This is a genomic window from Nitrospirillum amazonense, from assembly GCF_029594735.1.
GTDB classification, from domain to species: domain Bacteria; phylum Pseudomonadota; class Alphaproteobacteria; order Azospirillales; family Azospirillaceae; genus Nitrospirillum; species Nitrospirillum amazonense.
In genome coordinates, this window is sequence record NZ_JARPAF010000004.1 from 1,561,671 (window position 1) to 1,581,681 (window position 20,011).

Sequence of the window (20,011 nt, forward strand, 5' to 3'; positions counted from 1 at the left end):
ATGGCTCAGCCCCCCGTCACGCGCTTGGGCGCCCCAGGGGGCGCCGCAGGGGGTGCCAGAGGGTGGACGTTCTCCAGCCCGTAGCGTTCCAGCTTGGCCCGTAACCCAACGCGGGACAGCCCCAGTTCCCGCGCCGCTTGGCTTTTGTTCCAGCGGTGGCGGATCAGGGTTTCCCGGATGATGCGCGCCTCCATGGCGCTGACCCGCTCGCGCAGGTCGCCGGCCAGGCCGGCGATGTCGGCGAAATCGTCCTCGCGCGCGCCGACCCCGTGCGGTTCCGCCCGCAGGATGTGGGGGGACAGCAGATCCGCCTCCAGCCGCCGGCCTTCCGTGGCCCGCACCATCAGGCGCTGCACCTCATTCTGCAGCTCGCGGACATTGCCCGGCCAGTCATAGCGGGCCAGGCACTCCAGCGCTTCCGGCGAAATTCCGGGCACGCGCTTGCCCATCTGCGCCATGGCGCGGTCCAGCAGCACCTCCACCAGCAGGGGCAGGTCGCCCTTGCGGTCCTTCAGGTCGGGCAGGCGGATGATCATGCCGGCCAGGCGATAGAACAGGTCGGCGCGGAAGCGCTTGGCCCGAACCTCCTCCTCCAGATCCTTGTTGGTGGCGGCGATCACCCGCACCTCCACCTTGCGCGTGCGGGTTCCCCCCAGGGGCCGTATCTCCCCCTCCTGCAGCACACGCAGCAGCTTGACCTGGAAGGCGGGGGAAACCTCGCCGATTTCATCCAAGAAGACGGTGCCGCCGTCCGCCCGCTCGAACAGGCCGACATGGTCCTCGATGGCGCCGGTGAAGGCGCCCTTCTTGTGCCCGAACAGCTCGCTCTCCAGCAGTTCGTCGGGCAGGGCGCCGCAATTCTCCACCACGAAGGGCTGGTTCCAGCGCAGCGAGCCATAGTGCAGGGCGCGCGCCGCCAACTCCTTGCCCGTGCCGGAGGAACCGAACAGCAGGACCGGCACGTCGAAGGGCGCCACTTGGGCCAGGCTGCCGCACACGGCCTCCATGGGGCTGCCCTTCGCGCGCACGATGCCGTCGTCGAAATTGTAGGCGCGGCGCAGCTTCTCCTTCCGCTCCCCCACCACGCGGGACGCGGCGGCCGGCAGCATCTTCATCTCCACCGCCAGCAGTTCGTTCTGCCGCTGCAAGGCATAGAGGCGGCAGGCGCCCTTTAATGTCAGCAGCAGGTTTTCCGGGTGCCAGGGCTTCGTGACGTACTGAAAGATGCCGGCCTGGTTGATGCCGTCAATGATGTCATGGGCGTCGGTATAGCCGGAGATGATCATGCGCACGACCTCCGGCCAGCGCTCCTTGACCTCCGTCAGGAATTCCACGCCGCTGCGTTCCGGCATGCGCTGGTCGCACAGCACCACCTGCACCGGATTGTCGGCCAGCCGCCGCTCGGCCTCGATGGTGCTGGCGGCTGTCAGCACGTCGAAGTCCTCCTCCAGGATACGCCGCAGCGATTCCAGGGAGCGCAGTTCGTCATCGACGATCAGGACGGTGGGAAGGTCGGCCATCGCTCCTCTCCGCTAGCAGATGCGCGGAAGCTGTTCGCCCGACAGCCAGTCAACCACGCGCTGGCCGCCGATGGCCGTCGTCATGCGGACGAAGCCGGGCTGGCCCACGGTAACATGACCGATCAGCGCCGCGTCACGGCCTTCCGCATGGTCCCGCATCACTGCCAGCAGCGTCTCCGCGTCCTCCGGCTCGCAAACACAGACCAGCTTGCCTTCATTGGCGATGTTGAGTGGATCCAGGCCCAACAGCTCGCAGGCCGCCGCTACCTCCGGCCGGACCGGGATGGCCCGCTCATCCAGCAGCATGCCCACGCCGGCGGCGTTGGTCAGTTCGTTCAGCGTGGCGGACAGGCCGCCCCTGGTAGGGTCGCGCAGGACCGCGATGCCCGGGACGACAGCGACCATGTCGGCCACCATGCGGTGCAGGGCGGCACTGTCGGACCGGATTTCCGTGCCGAATTCCAGGCCCTGGCGCTTGGACAGGATGGCGATGCCATGGTCGCCGATGGGGCCGGATAGCAAGACGGCCTGCCCAGGGCGCAGCCGGCGTGGGCCGATGTCCACGCCCGCCGGCACCACGCCGATGCCGCTGGTGGTGATGAAAACGCCGTCGCCCTTGCCGCGCTCCACCACCTTGGTGTCACCCGTCGCCACCGGCACGCCGGCCGCCCGGCAAGCTTGCCCCATGCTGGCGGCGATGCGGTCCAGGTCCGCCAGGGGAAAGCCTTCCTCGATGATGAAGGCGGCGGTCAGCGCCACCGGGCGGGCACCGGCCATGGCCAAGTCGTTGAGCGTGCCATGCGCGGCCAGGGAACCGATGTCGCCACCGGGAAAGAACAAGGGCGAGATGACATGGGCATCCGTCGTCACGGCGATGCGGCCAGAACCGGCGTCGATGCGCGTCGCGTCGTGCCCCTGGTCCAGCAACGGGTTCGCCAGGTGGCGCAGGAAGATGTCGCGGATCAGCCGAGCCATGGCCCGGCCGCCGCCACCGTGGCTCATGTCCACGGCACCGGAAAGATCGGGGGGCGGGGTGGTCATTCGGCCGCCATCTCCGCCAGGGTTTCCATTCGCCGGTAGGTCCAATAGGCGGCGCACGCCCCTTCGGAGGAAACCATGCAGGCGCCCATGGGCGTTTCCGGCGTGCAGGCCTTGCCGAACAGCTTGCAGTCCTTCGGCTTCTTCACGCCGCGCAGGATGGCGGGACATTCGCAGGACTTAGTCTCGCGGCTCCGCTTCTCGCTGAGGGTGAAGCGTTTCTCTGCGTCGAAGGCAGCATACTCCGCCCGGATGGCCAGTGCGCTGTCCGGCACGCTGCCCAGCCCACGCCATTCGAAGCTGGGCCGCAGCTCAAAGATGCCATCCACCAGTTCCTGCGCCTTGGCGTTGCCGTCCCGCGTCACCACCCGGGTGTATTGGTTCTCGACCTCCACTCGCCCCTCGTTCACCTGATGTATCAGCATGAGGACCGACTGCATCACGTCCAGCGGCTCGAACCCGGCGATGACCACCGGCTTGGCATAGCGGGCGGCCAGGAACTCATAGGGCCGGGAACCGATAATGGTGCTGACGTGCGAGGGGCCGAGGAAGCCGTCCAGGCGGGCGGCCTGACTGGGATCGATCTCCGGCGCCTCCAGGATGTGGCGGATGGCGGGCGGGGTCAGCACATGGTTGCAGAAGACGGAGAAATTGCTGATGCCCTCCGCCTGGGCCCGGGCGATGGCGACCGCACTGGGCGGGGTCGTCGTCTCGAACCCGATGCCCAGGAAAACCACCTCGCGCCCCGGATTGGCGCGGGCGATGTCTAGCGCGTCCAGCGTCGAATAGACCATGCGGACGTCGGCGCCGTCTGCCTTGGCCTTCAGCAGCGACCGCCGTCCCGTGCCCGGCACGCGCAGCATGTCGCCATAGCTGCACAGGATGACGCCGTGCCGTTCCGCCAATTCGATGGCGTCGTCCAGGCGGCGGGCGGGCAGGATGCAGACGGGGCAGCCGGGGCCGTGCACGAAGCGCACATTGGCCGGTACCAAGTCCTGCACGCCATAGCGGAAGATGGCGTGGGTGTGCCCGCCGCAGAACTCCATGAAATTATAGTCGCGCGCCGGGTCCGCCGCCGCGGCGATGGCGGCGGCCAGGGTGCGCGCCAAATCCCGGTCGCGGAATTCATCAACGTATTTCATGCACCACCCCCGCGCTCTTCGCTGTCCCGCCCATATCCGCCACCTCGGCCTGCAGCAGTCCCGCCTCGGCCATCATGGCCAAGGTGCGCTGCGCCTCCTCCTCACTGACGCGGTGCAGGGCGTAGCCGACGTGCAGCAGCACATAGTCGCCCACCGCGACCTGCTCCAGCAGGGCCACGGAGACCTGCTTGGCGATGCCGCCGACCGAGACGCTCGCCATCGCGCCGTCATGCAGCGCCGTCACCAGCGCGGGTATGGCCAGGCACATGGTTCCCCCTATTCCGCTGCCTGGGAGGGCCGGCCGGACAGCGCCATGAGGCGGGCGCCGCGGACCCAATCCAGCCAGGCCTGCATGCCTTCGCCCGTGCGGGCCGAAACCTTCAGCAGGCGCACCCGGTGATTGACCTTGCGCGCATTGGCCATGGCCAGGTCGACGTCGAAGTCGAGATGGGGCAGCAGGTCGGTCTTGTTAATCAGCACCAGGTCGGCGGCGGCGAACATGTCCGGGTATTTCAGGGGCTTGTCCTCCCCCTCCGTCACCGACAGGATCGCCACCTTGTGCGCCTCCCCCAAATCGAAAGCCGCCGGGCACACAAGGTTGCCGACATTCTCGATGAACAGGACGGAACCGTCGGCAGGATTCAGGTGGTCGACGGCGTGGCCCACCATGTGGCCGTCCAGGTGGCAGCCCTTGCCGGTGTTGATCTGGATGGCCGGGGCGCCCGTGGCGCGGATGCGGTCGGCGTCGGCGCTGGTCTGCTGGTCGCCCTCGATGACCGCGCAGGGGAACTCACCCGCCAACATGCCCAGCGTGCGGCACAGCAGCGTCGTCTTGCCGGACCCCGGGCTGGACACCAGGTTCAGCGCCAGGATGCCCGCCTCGGCGAACCGCGCGCGGTTGGCGGCGGCATAGCCGTTGTTCTTGCCCAGGATGTCGGCCTCGATCTGAATCAGGCGCGCCTGGCTCATGCCCGGGACGGCAGTGCCCGCAGGCCCGCCGCCGTAATCCAGCGTCCCGTCCGCGCCGTGGTGGTGATGATCATGGTCATGATGGTGATGGTGGTAATCGTGGTCATGATCATGGTGGTGATCATGTCCATGGGTGTCGGCCTCGATCTTGACCTGGCCCTCGCCGCATCCGCAGACCGTACACATCACGTCACCTCCAGTTCGCGTATCTTCATCTCTTCCCCGCCCGTCACTTGGATCTGGTGCGAGCCGCAGCGGGGGCATGGGTCATAGCGCCGGCCGATTGTCACGGTCACGGCACAGGGCAGGCACCAGGCGGTGCCGGCCGTTTCGACGATCTCCAGCCGGGCGGCGGCGGCCACGCTGCCGCGCATGACGACGTCGAAGCCGAAGCGCAGCGCCTCCACCTCCACGCCGGACAGGGCGCCGATTTCCAGGCACACCCGTTCCACCCGGTTGAAATGCTGGGTCCGGGCCTGTTCCTCGATCAGGACGCGGATGTTCTCGCAGATGGCCATCTCATGCATCAGGCCACCTCCACCGCGTAGTCCACACACGGGTCCAGCGCCAGCATCATCACCTCGGCCCATCGTGCGCGATCGGCGGACGGCCACGCGCATAGCCCCTGGATCTGCCGCTCCGCCCACCCACCCGGCGCGAAAGCGCGATCCGTGGGTGACAGGATACGATAGCGCTCCACCCGCCCGGCCACCACGCCCACCTCATGGACCAGGGTGCCCCGGGCGCAGGGCACCGACGCCATCCCCCAGCCCGGCCCGGCCGTCGTGCCACGCAAGGGGGCGGCATCACCGGCGCGCAACACGTTCAGGCGTGCCGGCACGCGGCAAAGATCGATCAGCCGGGCGACATGGCAGGCGATGAGCGAGCCGGCAGGCAGGGCGCGGGACAGGAGGGGGTGGTCGGCATGACGCGCCGCCAGCGACCCCGGATCCACCTCGCCCGTCGGCGTCAGCATCGACGCGTCGAACAGGGTGGCGATGAAGCGCGCGGCCACCGTACGGCCAGCCCCGGCCCAGCGGGCCAATTCGACCGTCGAGGTCATCGCCAGCCACCGTTCGGGCGACAGGCCGGCCACCGCCTCCCCGATCAGGACTGCGGGGTCATCGGCGGCGGAGAGCGCCATAAAGGCGCGCGCGGCGGCCAGATCCGGCGCCTCCCCCAGCAGGCGGGCCCAGTCCAGGCTGATGCGCAGGGCGTGCTCCCGCACCACCTCCGTCCATGTCCGCATTTCACGCGCCATCAGTTCACCGGTGGTGGCTTCCAGGCCCAGCGCCGCTTCCATCGCCAGCTCCGCCGCATGCCCCTGCGCATTGGCGCAGATGGCGAACAGCGCCCGGACCAGGGATGGCACCCGTTCCACCGGCGCGGCCGCCAGCAGGCCCGTGACATCACCACGTGGCGCGTAGCTTAGCGCGGCCGTGCCCCCGGCATCGGCCGGAAGCCGCAGGATGATGGCCGGGCGGGTCATGATCCCGCCTGCGATGGTCCCGTCTGGCCCAGGCCGAACAGCGCACGCCGGCTGGGCGGCGCCGTTGGTTCCGGCTTGGCGGGCGCAGGGACAGCAGGATTCCCCGCCCAGATCGTGGCCATGCCATCGTCATCGGCGTCCGGCTCAGGCGCCGCCATGATTTCCGCAAGGGCGGCGTCCGCCGTCGCCACTGCCGTCTCCTGATCCGCGAAGTCGAACATGGGGGAGAACAAGGAGCAGCTCCAATACCCGCCCAACTCGTCCTCATGCCCCCAGATGCCTTCGTACCTGCCGGACGGCAACGCCAGGGCCGCCTTCGCCCCCACCTGCCGGGGCCCTTCCTCCGCCACGGGCAGCAACAGCAGGTTCATGAACCACGGGGTCACCAGCACGCCCACCCAATGCCCGCCATGGCGGTGCAGCCCCCGCATCGCCACCGACAGCGCCGGGTTCATCACCGGAACGCCGGCCATGCGCGTCGCCGCGATACGGGCGAAGACGGTCTCGATGCGGGTGGAAAGGGCGGGCGCGTCGGTCATTCGTCAGCAATCACCATAAAGCCGGCCTTGGCGCTGTCGCACTCGGGGCAGGTCCAATGCTCCGGCAGGTCCGCGAAGGCCGTGCCGGGCGGCACCTGCCAGTAGGTGTCGCCCACCGCCGGGTCGTAGACATGCCAGCAGATCTTGCACTCCAGCTTCGTCCCGGGGCTGATCTTGCTGACATCGCCCCCGAACGATCCGGCGAAGAAATGATCCGTCACCGGTAAATCTCCATGATCTCGCGCAGTCGTTCGGCGGAATCCGCCAAGTCCTCCTCCGCCGCCAGGGCGACCTGCGGGATGGGGCAAATCTCGATGCTGTTGAGAATCAGCGTGTCCTGGGAATTGAAGTACTGCGTCCACCAGCAGCCTCGCGTCCCCGTCGACCGGATGCGGCAGTTGCCGTAGCCGCGCGACAGGATGACAAGGCCGCCGCGCCCCAGCGCCTCATCCAGGAAGGCCAGGTCCTCCTCGGTATGGGGCAGCAGGGACAGGTTGATGACATGGCCCGCGCCGCCGGCCTCCCCGACGCGGGGAATATGCTCATTGATTTCGGCGATCAGCGGCGGCGCGTTGAAGATGTTGGGGCGTGCCGTTTCCGGCAGGACGGCCGCGCCCCTCGCGCCGTTGAAGGCGCGCTCGACCAGCCCTGTCGGGAAAGGGGCACAATCGACATAGTCGCGCAGGCGCCGGCCGGCGGCGTCGCTTTCGCGCACCCGCCATACCCCGGCGAAGACGGATTCCTGGGCCTGGACGTCGGTCCCGAACACCACCGATACCTCGCCCTCGCCCAGCAACTGGTCCACGAACGCCAGGTTGGCGGCATCCAGTCGCGTCAGGTCCACCCGCTGCGGTCCCGCGCCGTCCACCGCGCGGATCAAGGCCGCCAGGATGGCGTGACCCGCCGCCACACCCTGCGGCACCGCCTGGGCGGCATCCGCCTCCGGCACGTTGGCGGCGGAGAAGATGGCCATGCCGTCGGGCATCACCATGTAGTCCAGCCGGCCGCCGTCGAAATCTTCGGGCTGGCTGCCGGGCCCGACCAGGGCACCGCCATGGGCGTCGTTCATCAGTCTCTCCTCAATGCACAGCGTCGGTGCCGCAGCCGGCGGGCAGGCGGAAGGCAGGGGGAACGCTGGGTTCGCGCCCGAGGATTTCGGGAATCTCACGCATATAGTCCGCCCAGTCGCGGATGCCTTCGATGGCGCCCAGATAGCCGCCCAGGCGCAGGAAGACCAGGGCGGGATAGCGAGCGAAGCGGAAGCGCCGCTGTAGCGCGCGCTCATCCGCCCGTGCGGCGATCAGGGGCACGACATGGCCGCCCATGGCACCGTCCAGCTCCGGCAGGATGGCGGCGACATCGTCGCTCTCCGCCACCCGCCAGTGGTCGCCGGACAGGAACAGCATCGCCAGCGGCTCCCCGGCGCAGATATCCGCCAGCTCCGCCTCCCCCACCACCCGGTAGTCGCACCGGGCCATGACGGACTGCAGCAGGGGGGAAAAGTCGTCGCGCGCATCGCTCATGCTTCAGGCTCCGGAGTGGGACGCAAATGGCTGGGTAGTTGAGGTTCACGGCCGATCAGGTCGGCGAAGGCGGCGTCCAGGTCGGCCGGTTGCCCCCGCATGACCGCCTCTAGGGCGCTCAGCGCCGCCAGGGACCGCTGGGCGGCCTCAGGGCTCATCACCTCCCGCGCGGCGCCCAGAAAGGTCATGAGCCAAACGCCCGGGGCGACGTCGCCCACCAGGCTGGTGTCGATGGATAGTATCTCCGCGCCGGACCGGCAGCGGGCATGGCCGGCGCCGATCTCCACCACCTGCATGGGAATGCCGATGCACATCAGGCGTCCATCCCGGGCGCGCCCGCCATGGGGTGGGCTACAAGGGGGTGGGCCACCAGGGCCTGCATCTCCACCTCGAAATCCGCGGGCCCCGTCCAGCCGCCGGCGCCCAGTACCCGCGCGTCGCCGCCGCGGAAGGCCGTCGCCTCGTCCGGACGTTCCGCCTCATAACGGTCCAGCATCATTTCCAGCGACCCAATCCCCTGCTCCGCCGGCAGCGGCACCGGGCGCGGGGTGGCGGCGACGCCAAAGCCCGCCAGATACTCCAGCGCCAGCGCGATGGCCGGCTCCACCTGGGCTTTGACCTCCGGCCGCAGGCTGCCACCAAAATCCTCCAGCTCAACCGGTTGCACGCCGATCAGCAGCTGGTGGGCGGGGCTGTCGCCCATCATCTCCGCCATGGCCAGTACCTCCTGGAAGCCGGTCTGGTGCAGGGAAATCTTCTTGGCACCCAGAAACTTCGGCACCTCCGCCCCCTCCACCCGCTTCAGGGTGCCGGGCGGCAGGGCGTAATCGACAGCATCGAAGACGACAAGGATGTCGGCCTCGCGGATTTCCTGAACCAGGTAGATGCCCTGCGTGCCGCCGTCGATCAGGCGGACGTTGGCAGGAAAGGCATAATGGCGGTGCATGTGCTCCACAGCCCGCACGCCGAACCCTTCGTCGGCCCACAGCAGGTTGCCGATGCCCAGCACCAGCACGCGGGGTCCGCTTGCCGTCATCACTTCCACGCCTTTCACTCCCCTGTCATCCGACGGGCCGGATGTTGGGGGTGGTTCAGCAAGGGACATGCCAGCGCACCGTTCAGCGCCGAAACGGCTGAAGCTTTGGGGGATGGCGGGCCATCCTCAGCGCCTTACCGGATAGAATCCTTCCAGTTGGAAGGGGAACTGGAAGTTCATTTTCCAAATGAAAAAGGGGGCCGCGAAGCCCCCCTTTCCGATTGGAAACTTGCCTGGACCTCAGGGTTCGTCGGTGGGCCCGCCATCGCGGAAGGTGCGCCAGCCCGAGAACATCGAGGAGATGATGGACTGCCGGGACATGATGTCCTCCCGCACGGCGGCATAGATGTGGACGATGGCGAAGATCACGATCACCCACATGGCCATGTGGTGCCAGGTGTGAACCGTCTGGCTCTGCCCGAACAGGGGAATGACCCAGCTGGTGAACAGCCGGTGGATCCAGCCCGGCCCCTGGCCCTCGCCATACAGGGCCAAGCCGGTGACGATCATGAATAGCGTGCCCCACACGAACAGGACGTGCATGGACAAGATGGCCAGCGGGTTGTGCCCGCTGTACTTCTTGGGCTCGCGCTCCAGCATGGCATACCAGCGGATCTCATGGATCACGCCCAGCCAGAAGCTTTTGCGCCACACCGGCGGCCGGAAGATTTCGCGGGCGTGGTCGTTGCCCACGAAGGACCAGTAGAAGCGGAAGACGAAGCCGACGACCAGGATCTGCCCCGCCGAGAAATGCAGGAAGCGGATCCAGCCGAACAGGAAATGGGCGCTGGGCTCACCATGGATGGACGGCGGGGGTGAGCCGATCAGATAGCCCGTAACGCACAGTACCAGGATGGCGGCGGCATTGGCCCAGTGCCACAAGCGCACCGGCGCCTCATAGACGTAAACCGCCTCTTCCTTATGTGTTCCCGCCTTATGAGTTCCCAGGGAGGCCTCGCTCATGGCGCGTCCCCCCTTACAGCGCGGCGAGCGCGAGGCCCGCGACGCCCAGGGTCAGGCCGGAAGCCCAACGCCCCCAGCGGGTGGCCAGCAGGCCGCTGCCCAGGCGCCAGCCGGCGGCGTGCAGCAGGGCCGACGCCACCATGAAGCCGGCAAAATAGCCCGGCAGGTGGCCTCCCGCCTCCATGCCATGGGCATAGCCATGCACCGTGGCGAACAGGGCGATAAGGCCCAGGCCCGCGGCGTCGGGCAGTAGGGGGGCCACGATCAGCATCAGGCCCAGCAAGGTCACCGACAGCGCCGCCAGCGTGTCCACCGGGGCGAAGGCGCCGCCGGCCAGGCCGGCCAGCGCGCCGACCGCCAGCATGGCCACGAACAGCGCCGGCGCCTGCCAGGCGCGTGCCGCCGGCCGGGTGGCCGCCCACAGGCCAACCGCCAGCATGGCCGCCAGATGGTCCAGGCCTGTCAGCGGGTGGATGATGCCGGCGGCGAAGCCCCCGTCATGCCCCGGATGGGCCACGGCCGGGGTGGCGGTGAAACCCGCCGCCAGGACAGCCGCCGAGACGCGGGGGACCGATTTCGTGATGAAGCTCTTCATGGGATCAGTCTCCTTGGTTCAGCGGACTTTGACTTCGGCCAATTCCTGCCCGTCCGGCCCCATGACATGGGTGGAGCAGGCCAGGCAGGGATCGAAGCTGTGCAGCGTGCGCAGGATTTCCACCGGCTCTTCCGCACGGGCCACCTTGGTGTTCATGAGCGACGCTTCGAAGGCGCCGATATTGCCCTTGTTGTCGCGCGGGCTGCCGTTCCAGGTGGTGGGTACCACGCACTGGTAATTGTCGATCTTGCCGTCCTTGATGCGGATCCAGTGGGCCAGCGCGCCGCGCGGCGCCTCGGTGAAGCCCACGCCCTTGACCTCGGACGGCCAAGTCTTGGGATCGAACTTCGCCGTGTTGGCGGTGGAGGTGTCGCCCGCCTTGATGGTGGCGATCAGCTTGTCCAGGAAATAGCGTTGCTTGCGCGCCGCCCACTGGGCCTCCAGCGCGCGCGCCGCTGTCCGCCCCAGAGTGGAGAACAGCGCGTCCAGCGGCACGTTCAGCGCCGCCAGGGTGCGGTCGACCTGGTCCTTGATCTCGGCATTGCCCTGCATGTAGCCGACCAGGTAGCGGGCCAGCGGCCCCACCTCCATGGCATGGCCGCGCCAGCGCGGCGCCTTGATCCAGCTGTACTTCGCCCCTTCGTCCAGCTGGACGATGTTGGTGCTGGTGCCCTTGGCGTTGGGGCCCAGCTGGTAATGGGGTTCGGTCACGCCGTCCCAGGGATGCAGGCCCTTGCTTTCATCCGGGTACTTGTACCAGCTGTGGGGCACGAACTCCTGCACCTGCTCGGGATCGGTCAGGTCGACGGGGTGCACCTCCGACAGCTTGCCGTCGATGATGGCGCCGTGGGGCATCAGCAGGTTGCGGGGGCTGTAGTCGTTGGCCCGGTCGGGGATGTCGCCGTAGGCCAGCACCGACTTGTTCGACAAACCGCCGCCGTACAGCCAGTCCTTGTAGAACCCGCCGATGGCGATGATGTCGGGAATGTAGACGTTCTCCACGAACTCGATGCAGCGATCGGTGATGGAAGAGACGTAGTTCAGCGACGCCATGTTCACCGGCGCGCCCGCTGCCATGTCGCCGTCCAGGTTGATGGCGCAGGGAACCCCGCCCACCAGCCAGTTGGGGTGGATGTCCTTGCCGCCGAAAATGGTGCGGACGCGCATGATCTCCTTCTGGAAATCCAGCGCCTCCAGATAATGGGTCACCGCCATCAGGTCGGCCTCGGGCGGCAGCTTGTAGGCCGGGTTGGTCCAGTAGCCGTTCTTGAAGGGCCCCAGCTGCCCGGATTCCACGAACTTGCGCAGGCGGGTCTGGATGTCCCGGAAATAGCCCGGGGAACTGTTGGGATGGTGGGGCGAGACGGCCTGCTGCAACTCCGACGTGGCCTTGGGGTCCGCCTTCAGGGCGTTGACCGGGTTCACCCAGTCCAGGGCGTGCAGATGGTAGAAATGGACCAGATGGTCATGTACCTGCAGCGACAGCTGCATGATGTTGCGGATGCTGTTGGCGTTTTCCGGAATTTGGATGTTCAGGGCATTTTCCACCGCGCGGACGGAGGTGAGCGCGTGGGTGCCGGTGCAGACGCCGCAGATGCGCTGGGTGAAGGCCCAGGCGTCGCGCGGGTCGCGCCCCTTCAGGATCACCTCCAGCCCGCGCCACATGGTGCCGGTGGAGACGGCGTTGCGGATGACGTTGTCGCCGTCGAGGTTGACCTCACAGCGCATGTGGCCCTCGATGCGGGTGACCGGATCGACCACGACGCGCTTGCCGCTGGTGTCGAGCTGGTAGCCGTTGGGTGTCGCAAGCGTGGGCATCAGTCCCGTCCCTCTCTCTTATCGTTGGCACCGCTGTTGGAGCGGGCGCGCTTGACCGCGCTGGCCGCGGCATGCACCGCGGCGGCGGCGCCGACGATGCCGGCCGCCGTGCCGCCGATCTTGTCGGCGTTGGCCTCGATGCCGAAGCCATGGACATCGCTCAGGCGTTCATAGAAGCCGCCCTTGTCCCAGAAGCCGTCCTCGGAACAGCCGATGCAGGGATGGCCAGCCTGGATGGGGAAGCTGAGGCCCCCGTTCCAGCGCACGGTGGAGCAGGCGTTGTAGGTGGTCGGGCCCTTGCAGCCGACCTTGTAAAGGCAGTAGCCGCGGCGCGCGCCCTCATCATCGAAGCTTTCCACGAACTGGCCGGCATCGAAGTGCGGGCGGCGGTAGCATTTGTCGTGGATGCGCTGGGAATAGAACATCTTCGGCCGGCCCTGCATGTCCAGTTCCGGAAAGCGGTCGAAGGTCAGGATATAGGCGATGACCGCCGTCATGACCTCGGCGATGGGCGGGCAGCCCGGCACCTTGATGATGGGCTTCGCCGGCAAGCCGGGCACCTTGTGGATGGGTGTCGCCTGGGTGGGGTTGGGCCGGGCGGCCTGAACGCAGCCCCAGCTGGCGCAGCTGCCCCAGCTGATGATGGCCTTGCAGTGGTCGGCCGCCTTCTTCAACTGTTCCAGGTACGGCTTGCCGCCGATGATGCAGCTCATGCCCTCCTGGTTCAGCGGGGGGTTGCCCTCGCACGCCAGGATGAAGTTGCCTTTATACTTCTCGATGGTCTCGTCGATGATGGATTCGGCCTGGAAGCCCGCCGCCGCCATGATGGTATCGTCATAGTCGAGGCTGATCATCGACAGGATGACGTCCTTGGCCAGGGGATGGGCCGACCGGATGAAGCTTTCGGAACAGCAGGTGCACTCCAGGCCGTGCAGCCACAGCACCGGGATGCGCGGCTTGGTCTCCATGGCGGTTTCGATGGCTCGGGCGTAGGAGGGACCCAGGCCCAGCGCCGCGGCCGTCAGGCTGCAAAATTTGGTGAAGCTTCGCCGGGTGATGCCCTGCCGGCGCATCACCTCGTAAAACGTCTCGCTCGCCATTCCGGCATTTCCTCCAACGTCCCCGGCGGGGCTGTCTCGCTCCGCATCGGTGACATTTGGGCAAAAAGCGTGCCAGGCAAAAAATTGAGGGCGCGAAAGGCTTAATGGTATCGGCGCTTCCCCTCAGGGGTGGAAAGCACCTTTCCAATTGTAAGGTAACCGCGCATGCGGAAGCCACGGCGCCTGACCAGCGGATGGATGAGCCCAAGATCGCGGAGGCGCCGTTCCCGCAGCCGCCCTTTGCCTCATCGGCACCCGCGGCCGCGGCGAGCCGTCCCGGCTCTTCCGAGGGTGATCGTCGCTATGGGAATGTACTTCCGCTGGCGTCCCGCGGATCCCTCTGTCCCAGATTGTCCCGCAAAATCCAGCCGAAACGCTGGAAGCGTGGCGTCCCCTACGGGATTCGAACCCGTGTCGCCGCCGTGAAAGGGCGGTGTCCTAGGCCTCTAGACGAAGGGGACATGAGGCGGATGGAGGGTGATCCATCCTATGTGCGGCCACCCGGGGGATGACCTCCCTACGCCAGACTTAGCCGCAGGGGTACAAGATACTGTATTCGCTTGCGGAGGATACACCACCCCTTGAAAATCAGGGCGCCGCAAGCGGGGTGAACATATGGCACATGGCATTGGCCTGACGCAACTGGGTTTCGCAGGTATCAGACATCTTTCTGATGCCATGCCGGCTCCCACGCGGAAGTGGGGGCGAACAGCCTGCGAGGCTTGGACTCTCCGCGCCCAGGGGTTCTTTGAAGACGGACCTATGGCTTTGCTGGCCGCCAACTTCTGAAGGCCAGGTGGCCTTTGGAAGTCCGCCCCCGCTACCCCGCACTAAAGCGATAGCAACTTACCGGCGTATTGATGCCTTGCTCTTTACCGTGTATCCGGGACCGGACACTGGTGGGGGATGATGTCATGTCGCAGTCGGAACTGGAAAAGCTGAAGGCCCTGATCGCCTCGGACGCGGAAATACTGAAGGGCATAGCCGGCGGGGGTGATGTGAAGGCGGCGGCCAAGGCGCTGGCGGACTTCGCGGCCACGCGCGGCATCCAGCTGACCGCCGATGAGATCGAGGGCGTCTTCGCCGCCCGGGCCGGCAGCGCGCCCACGCAGATGGAACCGCTGGACGACGATGCGCTGGATCACGTTTCCGGCGGCGGCTCCCCCTACTGCATATACACCAAAGGCTGCTACTGCATCTTCACCAAGTAAGACCGGGCAAGTCGCCCGCGGTGACGGCGTCGCCCGTGGACACCCCGTTCCTGGACATCCTGGCGCCGCTGGTCGACCAGGCGGCGGAGCGTCTTGACCGGTCCCTGGCCGGCGGCATCGTGTTGCCGCTGCCGGCCAGGCGGGGCGCGACACGGGCGCTGGCGGCCCGCCTGGGCGAGATTGCCGGCCCGGCCCTGACGGCGGCGTTCCAGGCGGCGGAAGCAGTGCCTGCCATCGCCCGCCTTTATGATGAGCCACCGGCCTGGGTGCCCCGCGACCGCTATCGCGCCTTCGCCGAGGCCGCGCAGGGACCGCAAGCCGCTGCTCTGCTGGCCGACTGGCCCGTGCTGCGCCACCGCCTGGACCGGATGTGCACCGATTGGGTGGACGCCATCACGGCCTTCGCCCGCCATTTCCACCAGGACGCCCCCGCCCTGGCCGTCCGACATCCCGCGTGGCGGGGCGCCGTGCCGGCGGTGATCGACCTCACCCCCGGCCTGTCCGACCCCCATGGCGGCGGCTGCACGGTCATTCGCGTCACCTTGGCCGACGGCACGCGCATCGCCTACAAGCCCCGCGCCCTGGCGGCGGAGGTGGCGTTCGGGCACCTGCTGGACTGGCTGAACGTCGCCGGCACCGCCCCGGCCCACCGCGTCCCGTGGGTGATGGACGGCGGCGACCATGGGTGGATGGAATGGGTGAACCCTGCCCCCCTGCCCGATGCGGCCGGGGCGCACGCCTATATGGAACGGTGCGGCGGCCTTCTGGCCCTCATGTTCCTGCTGCGCGGCAGCGACATCCATCCCGACAACTTGATCCCGGCGGGCCTCTTTCCCGTCATTGTCGACCTGGAATGCCTGTTTCAGCCCGGCCCGGCGGATCTGGGCGTGGCCGATCCCTTTGACGACCCACACCTGTTCACCAACGGCATCCTGCCGGTCTACACCTCCTTCGACGGTGGGGCGACATTGGCGCCCCTGGCCGCCGCCGGCTCCGGCCCCCTGGCACTTAGGCCGCAAACCGTGGTGCGTCACGCCGGCACGGATTGGCTACACCTGGGCGAACAGCCGGTGCCCAGCTTCACCCCCGGTCCCAGCTTGGGCGGCGTCCCCCTGGACGTACGGGATTTCAGCGCGGCGGTCCTGAACGGTTTCCAGGCCACCCTGCGCACCCTGGTCGCACACAAGACGGCGCTGATGGCGCCGGAGGGCGCGCTGGCTCGGTTTCGTAATAGCCGCTGCCGCCTGCTGCTGGCCGCCACCAACCTCTATGGGCTGGTCCTGGCACCCGCGCTGATCGGCGAGGGGGCCAAGGATGAGGCCGCCTTTACCCGACATTTGGCGCGGGCCGCAGGCCGCGCGCCACTGCTGGGCGATCCGGCCGCCTGGCGGCGGGCGCTGGCGGCGGAAGCGCGGGCCCTGGACCGTCTGGACATCCCGGCCTTCACCTTCCGTCCCGGCGACCGCGTGGCCTGGAGCGTTGAACCCGCCGGCACGGCCGCCAGCCCCTTGGGCCCGGTATTCGCCATCCCCCCGTACGACCAGGTGACGGCGGCCTTCGCCGCATTGGATGACGGTGCGATCAACCGGACAACGGCCCTGCTGCGCGCCGCCCTGCGCCCCCCCGCCCTGCCTCCCCAGGGCGTGGGCTTCGTGGCGGAAGCCATCCCAAGCCCCGACGTCCGCACCACCCTGCGCGCGCTGGCCGACCGGGTGGCCGGTCTGGCCGTGGCTCAGGAACCCGGAACGCAGTGCTGGGTGCGGCTATGGGAGCAGATGCCGGCCCTGACCGCCCCGGCGGGGCCCGGCCTATGCTACGGCGCCGGTGGCATTGCCGTCTTCCTGGCGGAGACCGGGCGCGCCTTGGACGACCAGCGCCTGCTGGACCTGGCGCGGCAGGCGCAGCAGCCCTTGCGGGCCGCCATCCACCGGGGGGAAGCACCACGCCTGGCCCGCCGCTTCGGGCCCGGCTATGGGCGCGGTCTGGGGGGGATGATCGCCGGCTTGGCCTGGTGCGCGAGGCTGCTGGACGACCCGGCCCTGGCCCACGACGCCCTGGCGCTGGCGGTCGCGACGCCCCAGGCCCTGGCGATCGAGAATGGGCCGGTGGGCGATGCGTCCGATGTGATGGACGGTGCCGCCGGCCTGGCCTGGGGCTTGGCCGTCCTGAATCCCGGGCCGATCGTTGCCCAGGCCATGACCGCCTGCGGAGCGGCGCTGCTGGCCGCCTCCCAAACCGATGGCGTGGGCGGGCGGCATTGGCCCGGGCGCCGGCGGGCGGGATTGGCCGGTCTGTCCCACGGCGCCGCCGGTATCGCCACCGCCCTGGCCCACATCCATGCGGCCACCGGCGATGCCCGGTGCCACGCCGCCGCATGGGAGGCCGTGGCCTATGAGAACACGCTGTTCAATCCGGCCGCCGGCGATTGGCGGGCAGGCCGTCAGCAGAGCTCGTCCACATGGTGCCATGGTGGGCCCGGCATTGCCCTGGCCCGCGCGCTCTTGATGGACCTGATGGGGGACAAGGACGGCTGGCTGGCCGGCGACCTGCACACCGCACTGGCGACCTTGCGGGCATCCCCCTTGGACCGGGTGGATGACCTGTGCTGTGGCGAGGCCGGACGGCTGGAGATCCTGGCCACGCTGGCCGCCCGGTTGCCGGGCGTGGAGGATGAAATCGACACCGCCCTGAACACCCGGCTGGCCGACTGGGCGGCCGGACGGGGCCGACTGATGGCGGCGGACGTGGCGGGCGCACCCGACGATGCCGCCCTGTTCCGGGGCCATGCCGGCCTGGGCCACCTGCTGGTCCGACGTCTGGCACCGGACTTCGCCTGCGACGTGCTGCTGCCCCGTCAGGTGTCTCGCGTCAGTTGACGCCGGGCGAAGGCGGCGAAGAAGCCGTCGCGGGCCATGAGGGTATCGAAGGCGCCCTCTTCCTCCACCCGGCCCTGGTTCAGCACAATGATACGATCGGCCCGCCGCACGGTGCTGAGGCGGTGGGCGATGACCAGGCGGGTGCCGGCGATCTTGTCCAGGCTGGCGGTCACCGCTGCCTGGGTATGGTTGTCCAGCGCACTGGTCGCCTCATCCAGCATCATGATCCGTGGCCGGGCCACCAGGGCACGGGCCAGCAGCAGGCGCTGGACCTGCCCGCCCGACAGGCCCGTGCCGCCGTCGGTGATCAGGGTGTGAAGGCCCATCGGCATGCGCCGCACCTCGTCGGCCAGCGCCACCTGGGCCAGCGCGTCCCAGGCGGCCTCCTGCCCCAGGTGAGTGGCGGCACCCAGCACATTGTCCATCAAGGTCCCGGGCATCAGGCGGCCGTGCTGCAGGACCACGCCGCACTGTCGGCGCACGGCCCGCAGATCCAGGCCCGCCAGATCGACGCCATCATAGAGCACCAGGCCGGCATCCGGCCGCTCGAAGCCCAACAGCAGGCGGAACAGCGTCGACTTGCCCGTTCCGGACGGGCCGACGAAGGCCACGAACTCCCCTGGCCGGACGCTGACCGACAGGGTGTCCAGGATGCGGGGAGTGTCCGGCTGATACTGAAAGGTGACGCGCGACAGCTCGATGGCGCCGGTCAGCGTGCCCGGGTCGGCCTTGTCCGCCGCCTCCGGCAGGGCCTGGAGGATGGGGCGGGCGTGCTGCACGATGGGCGCCAGGCCCACCATTTCCACGGCGGCCGCCGCCAGGCCCCGCAGGCCCTCCAGGGCGGCGGTGAAGGCGGTGACGAAGGCGGCCAGCAGGCCCAGGGCGACGGTGTCGGTCCAGCCGCCCATGACGCAGGCCGCCAGCAGCGCCGCCGTGGCGAAGGCCTGGTAGCCCACGCCCACCGTGTCCAGCAGGCCGGCCGCCCGGTCGGCGCCGAACTGGGCGCGGCTGGCCTCGGCGTACAGGCGCGCCCAGCGCAGGAAGGCCCGGTCCTCCGCCGCCGCCAGGCGCAGTTTGGCGATGCCGCTGGCCAGTTCCAGCGTCAAGCCGGACATGCGGGCGTCGCCCCGGATGGCCGCCGCCTCGTGCCGGACGCGGCGCAGGCCCAGCACCACGGTCACGACGGCCAACATCAGGGTCAGCGCGATAGCCACCAGGCCCAGGCGCCAGGAATAGCCCAGCATGACGGCATAGGAAACCAAGGCCACCATCCCCGTCATCACGGCATTGATGGTGGAGGCGGTCAGCGCCTTTTCCAGGCGGGCCACGGCCATGACCCGGGTTGCCATGTCACCGGTGGAGTAGCCCCGGAAAAAGCCCGTGGGCAGGCGCAGCAGGCGGTCCATCACCGCCGCCTGCACCCGGCTGCCCTCCAGTCCCTCAATGCGCAGCATGGTCAGTTGGGTGGCCAGGCGCAGCAGCAGGGTCATGACCGCCAGCAAGGCCAGGGCGACGGCCACCTGCACCACCCGGCCCAGATTGCTGTCGGGGATGGCGCCTTCCAGCAGATAGCCCATGGCCAGCGGCACACCCATGGTGAACACGCCGGCCAGCAGGGTGCCGCCGGCCAGGGTGGCGATGTCGCCCATCCGGGCGCGCAGCAACCCCTTGGCCAGGCTGCCCGGCGTCAGTGCCTGGTCCGGCAGCGGCGGGTACAGGGCGTAGGCCTGGCCGGCCAGCAGTACCGCCTCGGCCGCCGGCAGCGGCCGCGCCACGCGTGTGTCGGGGTCATAAACGGTGTAGCGGCCCCGCCCGCCGGGGCTGAGCGCCAGGGGCGACAGCGGCGCCGGCCGTAGCAGCAGGAAGGCGCCGCTGTCCTGCCGCCACCAGCCGGGATCCAGTTGGACGCCCCGAAGGCGCACGCGGCTGGCCCGGGCCAGCGCCTCCAGCGCCGGCATCGGCGCCCCCTCCTGCTGGCGGGGCGGCAGGCGCACCTCAAAGCCCAGCACCGCGCCCAGATGCGCGAAGGCCAATACCAGGGGCTGTTCCGACAGGGGAGCGTAGGTGGCGCCGCGGTCCGGTCCCAATACCCCGCCCCCCAATACCCCGCTCAGCGCCTGCAGGGCCAGCAGGCCGGCATGGCGATCGCGGGCTGCCCGCTCCTCCCCCTCCAGCCGGTCGGCATCCTCCAT

At 68.8% G+C, this 20,011-nt stretch carries 20 protein-coding genes and 1 tRNA gene; 2 read left to right on the forward strand and 19 right to left on the reverse strand.

Annotation, left to right across the window (positions count from 1 at the left end; genetic code table 11):
- Window positions 1-5 precede the first annotated feature (5 nt).
- The 18 genes from P5F91_RS27605 to P5F91_RS27690 all read right to left on the reverse strand — a co-directional run bounded on the left by P5F91_RS27605 (window position 6) and on the right by P5F91_RS27690 (window position 14,193).
- A complete protein-coding gene (locus P5F91_RS27605) occupies window positions 6-1,520 on the reverse strand; it encodes a sigma-54-dependent transcriptional regulator (protein ID WP_145610378.1) in 1,515 nt (504 codons plus the stop codon).
- Window positions 1,521-1,532: 12 nt separating this feature from the next.
- Window positions 1,533-2,561 carry a hydrogenase expression/formation protein HypE gene (gene hypE, locus P5F91_RS27610; RefSeq protein WP_277908825.1) on the reverse strand — a complete coding sequence of 343 codons (1,029 nt, stop codon included), beginning with the start codon at window positions 2,559-2,561 and terminating at the stop codon, window positions 1,533-1,535.
- Window positions 2,558-3,700 (reverse strand): hydrogenase formation protein HypD, encoded by a 1,143-nt coding sequence (hypD, locus tag P5F91_RS27615; RefSeq protein WP_277908826.1) that lies wholly within the window; start codon window positions 3,698-3,700, stop codon window positions 2,558-2,560. The genes hypE and hypD overlap by 4 nt, the downstream gene beginning before the upstream one ends.
- Window positions 3,687-3,968 (reverse strand): HypC/HybG/HupF family hydrogenase formation chaperone, encoded by a 282-nt coding sequence (locus P5F91_RS27620; RefSeq protein ID WP_277908828.1) that lies wholly within the window; start codon window positions 3,966-3,968, stop codon window positions 3,687-3,689. Before P5F91_RS27620 ends, hypD begins: the two co-directional genes overlap by 14 nt.
- Window positions 3,969-3,976: 8 nt before the next feature.
- Window positions 3,977-4,855, reverse strand: a complete 879-nt coding sequence (gene hypB / locus P5F91_RS27625) for a hydrogenase nickel incorporation protein HypB (RefSeq protein ID WP_277908829.1) — start codon at window positions 4,853-4,855, stop codon at window positions 3,977-3,979.
- The gene (gene hypA, locus P5F91_RS27630; protein WP_277908830.1) at window positions 4,855-5,196 is read right to left on the reverse strand and encodes a hydrogenase maturation nickel metallochaperone HypA; all 342 of its coding nucleotides are present in this window, start codon (window positions 5,194-5,196) and stop codon (window positions 4,855-4,857) included. The genes hypB and hypA overlap by 1 nt, the downstream gene beginning before the upstream one ends.
- Entirely contained in the window at window positions 5,196-6,158 is a 963-nt protein-coding gene (locus tag P5F91_RS27635; protein WP_277908831.1) for a hypothetical protein, read from the reverse strand. The genes hypA and P5F91_RS27635 overlap by 1 nt, the downstream gene beginning before the upstream one ends.
- Window positions 6,155-6,697 (reverse strand): [NiFe]-hydrogenase assembly chaperone HybE, encoded by a 543-nt coding sequence (hybE, locus tag P5F91_RS27640; RefSeq protein WP_277908832.1) that lies wholly within the window; start codon window positions 6,695-6,697, stop codon window positions 6,155-6,157. The genes P5F91_RS27635 and hybE overlap by 4 nt, the downstream gene beginning before the upstream one ends.
- Complete coding sequence (locus tag P5F91_RS27645; protein WP_088872952.1) at window positions 6,694-6,918, reverse strand: rubredoxin; 225 nt, start codon at window positions 6,916-6,918, stop codon at window positions 6,694-6,696. Before P5F91_RS27645 ends, hybE begins: the two co-directional genes overlap by 4 nt.
- Window positions 6,915-7,766, reverse strand: coding sequence for a hydrogenase expression/formation protein (locus P5F91_RS27650; protein WP_211106913.1), 852 nt, complete (start codon window positions 7,764-7,766; stop codon window positions 6,915-6,917). The genes P5F91_RS27645 and P5F91_RS27650 overlap by 4 nt, the downstream gene beginning before the upstream one ends.
- 10 nt (window positions 7,767-7,776) lie before the next feature.
- On the reverse strand, window positions 7,777-8,220 hold the full coding sequence (locus P5F91_RS27655) for a thioredoxin domain-containing protein (protein WP_145610386.1): 444 nt from the start codon (window positions 8,218-8,220) through the stop codon (window positions 7,777-7,779).
- Entirely contained in the window at window positions 8,217-8,534 is a 318-nt protein-coding gene (locus tag P5F91_RS27660) for a HypC/HybG/HupF family hydrogenase formation chaperone (RefSeq protein ID WP_145610387.1), read from the reverse strand. Before P5F91_RS27660 ends, P5F91_RS27655 begins: the two co-directional genes overlap by 4 nt.
- On the reverse strand, window positions 8,534-9,256 hold the full coding sequence (locus P5F91_RS27665) for a HyaD/HybD family hydrogenase maturation endopeptidase (RefSeq protein WP_145610388.1): 723 nt from the start codon (window positions 9,254-9,256) through the stop codon (window positions 8,534-8,536). Before P5F91_RS27665 ends, P5F91_RS27660 begins: the two co-directional genes overlap by 1 nt.
- A 240-nt stretch (window positions 9,257-9,496) precedes the next feature.
- Window positions 9,497-10,219, reverse strand: coding sequence for a Ni/Fe-hydrogenase, b-type cytochrome subunit (cybH, locus tag P5F91_RS27670; RefSeq protein ID WP_145610389.1), 723 nt, complete (start codon window positions 10,217-10,219; stop codon window positions 9,497-9,499).
- A 13-nt stretch (window positions 10,220-10,232) separates the two neighbouring features.
- Window positions 10,233-10,814: a HupE/UreJ family protein gene (locus P5F91_RS27675; protein ID WP_277908833.1), complete on the reverse strand. Its 582-nt coding sequence runs from the start codon at window positions 10,812-10,814 to the stop codon at window positions 10,233-10,235.
- Window positions 10,815-10,832: 18 nt separating this feature from the next.
- Window positions 10,833-12,632, reverse strand: a complete 1,800-nt coding sequence (locus P5F91_RS27680) for a nickel-dependent hydrogenase large subunit (protein WP_004274657.1) — start codon at window positions 12,630-12,632, stop codon at window positions 10,833-10,835.
- Window positions 12,632-13,732 carry a hydrogenase small subunit gene (locus tag P5F91_RS27685; protein WP_145610392.1) on the reverse strand — a complete coding sequence of 367 codons (1,101 nt, stop codon included), beginning with the start codon at window positions 13,730-13,732 and terminating at the stop codon, window positions 12,632-12,634. Before P5F91_RS27685 ends, P5F91_RS27680 begins: the two co-directional genes overlap by 1 nt.
- Before the next feature lie 385 nt (window positions 13,733-14,117).
- Window positions 14,118-14,193 (reverse strand) — tRNA-Glu (locus P5F91_RS27690).
- Window positions 14,194-14,646: 453 nt separating this feature from the next.
- Between P5F91_RS27690 and P5F91_RS27695 the strand changes: the two genes are divergently transcribed.
- Window positions 14,647-14,943, forward strand: coding sequence for a Nif11-like leader peptide family natural product precursor (locus tag P5F91_RS27695; RefSeq protein WP_145610393.1), 297 nt, complete (start codon window positions 14,647-14,649; stop codon window positions 14,941-14,943).
- Between the two features lie 35 nt (window positions 14,944-14,978).
- Window positions 14,979-17,819, forward strand: coding sequence for a type 2 lanthipeptide synthetase LanM family protein (locus tag P5F91_RS27700; RefSeq protein WP_277908834.1), 2,841 nt, complete (start codon window positions 14,979-14,981; stop codon window positions 17,817-17,819).
- Here P5F91_RS27700 and P5F91_RS27705 read toward each other — a convergent pair.
- The gene (locus P5F91_RS27705) at window positions 17,798-20,011 is read right to left on the reverse strand and encodes an NHLP bacteriocin export ABC transporter permease/ATPase subunit (protein ID WP_277908835.1); all 2,214 of its coding nucleotides are present in this window, start codon (window positions 20,009-20,011) and stop codon (window positions 17,798-17,800) included. The two genes, P5F91_RS27700 and P5F91_RS27705, sit on opposite strands and share 22 nt — an antisense overlap.

Excerpts from the sequence above, each read along its gene's own strand:
- P5F91_RS27605 (WP_145610378.1), bottom strand. The coding sequence starts at position 1,520 with ATGGCCGACCTTCCCACCGTCCTGATCGTCGATGACGAACTGCGCTCC.
- hypE (WP_277908825.1), bottom strand. The coding sequence starts at position 2,561 with ATGACCACCCCGCCCCCCGATCTTTCCGGTGCCGTGGACATGAGCCAC.
- hypD (WP_277908826.1), bottom strand. The coding sequence starts at position 3,700 with ATGAAATACGTTGATGAATTCCGCGACCGGGATTTGGCGCGCACCCTG.
- P5F91_RS27620 (WP_277908828.1), bottom strand. The coding sequence starts at position 3,968 with ATGTGCCTGGCCATACCCGCGCTGGTGACGGCGCTGCATGACGGCGCG.
- hypB (WP_277908829.1), bottom strand. The coding sequence starts at position 4,855 with ATGTGTACGGTCTGCGGATGCGGCGAGGGCCAGGTCAAGATCGAGGCC.
- hypA (WP_277908830.1), bottom strand. The coding sequence starts at position 5,196 with ATGCATGAGATGGCCATCTGCGAGAACATCCGCGTCCTGATCGAGGAA.
- P5F91_RS27635 (WP_277908831.1), bottom strand. The coding sequence starts at position 6,158 with ATGACCCGCCCGGCCATCATCCTGCGGCTTCCGGCCGATGCCGGGGGC.
- hybE (WP_277908832.1), bottom strand. The coding sequence starts at position 6,697 with ATGACCGACGCGCCCGCCCTTTCCACCCGCATCGAGACCGTCTTCGCC.
- P5F91_RS27650 (WP_211106913.1), bottom strand. The coding sequence starts at position 7,766 with ATGAACGACGCCCATGGCGGTGCCCTGGTCGGGCCCGGCAGCCAGCCC.
- P5F91_RS27655 (WP_145610386.1), bottom strand. The coding sequence starts at position 8,220 with ATGAGCGATGCGCGCGACGACTTTTCCCCCCTGCTGCAGTCCGTCATG.
- P5F91_RS27660 (WP_145610387.1), bottom strand. The coding sequence starts at position 8,534 with ATGTGCATCGGCATTCCCATGCAGGTGGTGGAGATCGGCGCCGGCCAT.
- P5F91_RS27665 (WP_145610388.1), bottom strand. The coding sequence starts at position 9,256 with ATGACGGCAAGCGGACCCCGCGTGCTGGTGCTGGGCATCGGCAACCTG.
- cybH (WP_145610389.1), bottom strand. The coding sequence starts at position 10,219 with ATGAGCGAGGCCTCCCTGGGAACTCATAAGGCGGGAACACATAAGGAA.
- P5F91_RS27675 (WP_277908833.1), bottom strand. The coding sequence starts at position 10,814 with ATGAAGAGCTTCATCACGAAATCGGTCCCCCGCGTCTCGGCGGCTGTC.
- P5F91_RS27680 (WP_004274657.1), bottom strand. The coding sequence starts at position 12,632 with ATGCCCACGCTTGCGACACCCAACGGCTACCAGCTCGACACCAGCGGC.
- P5F91_RS27685 (WP_145610392.1), bottom strand. The coding sequence starts at position 13,732 with ATGGCGAGCGAGACGTTTTACGAGGTGATGCGCCGGCAGGGCATCACC.
- P5F91_RS27695 (WP_145610393.1), top strand. The coding sequence starts at position 14,647 with ATGTCGCAGTCGGAACTGGAAAAGCTGAAGGCCCTGATCGCCTCGGAC.
- P5F91_RS27705 (WP_277908835.1), bottom strand. The coding sequence starts at position 20,011 with ATGGAGGATGCCGACCGGCTGGAGGGGGAGGAGCGGGCAGCCCGCGAT.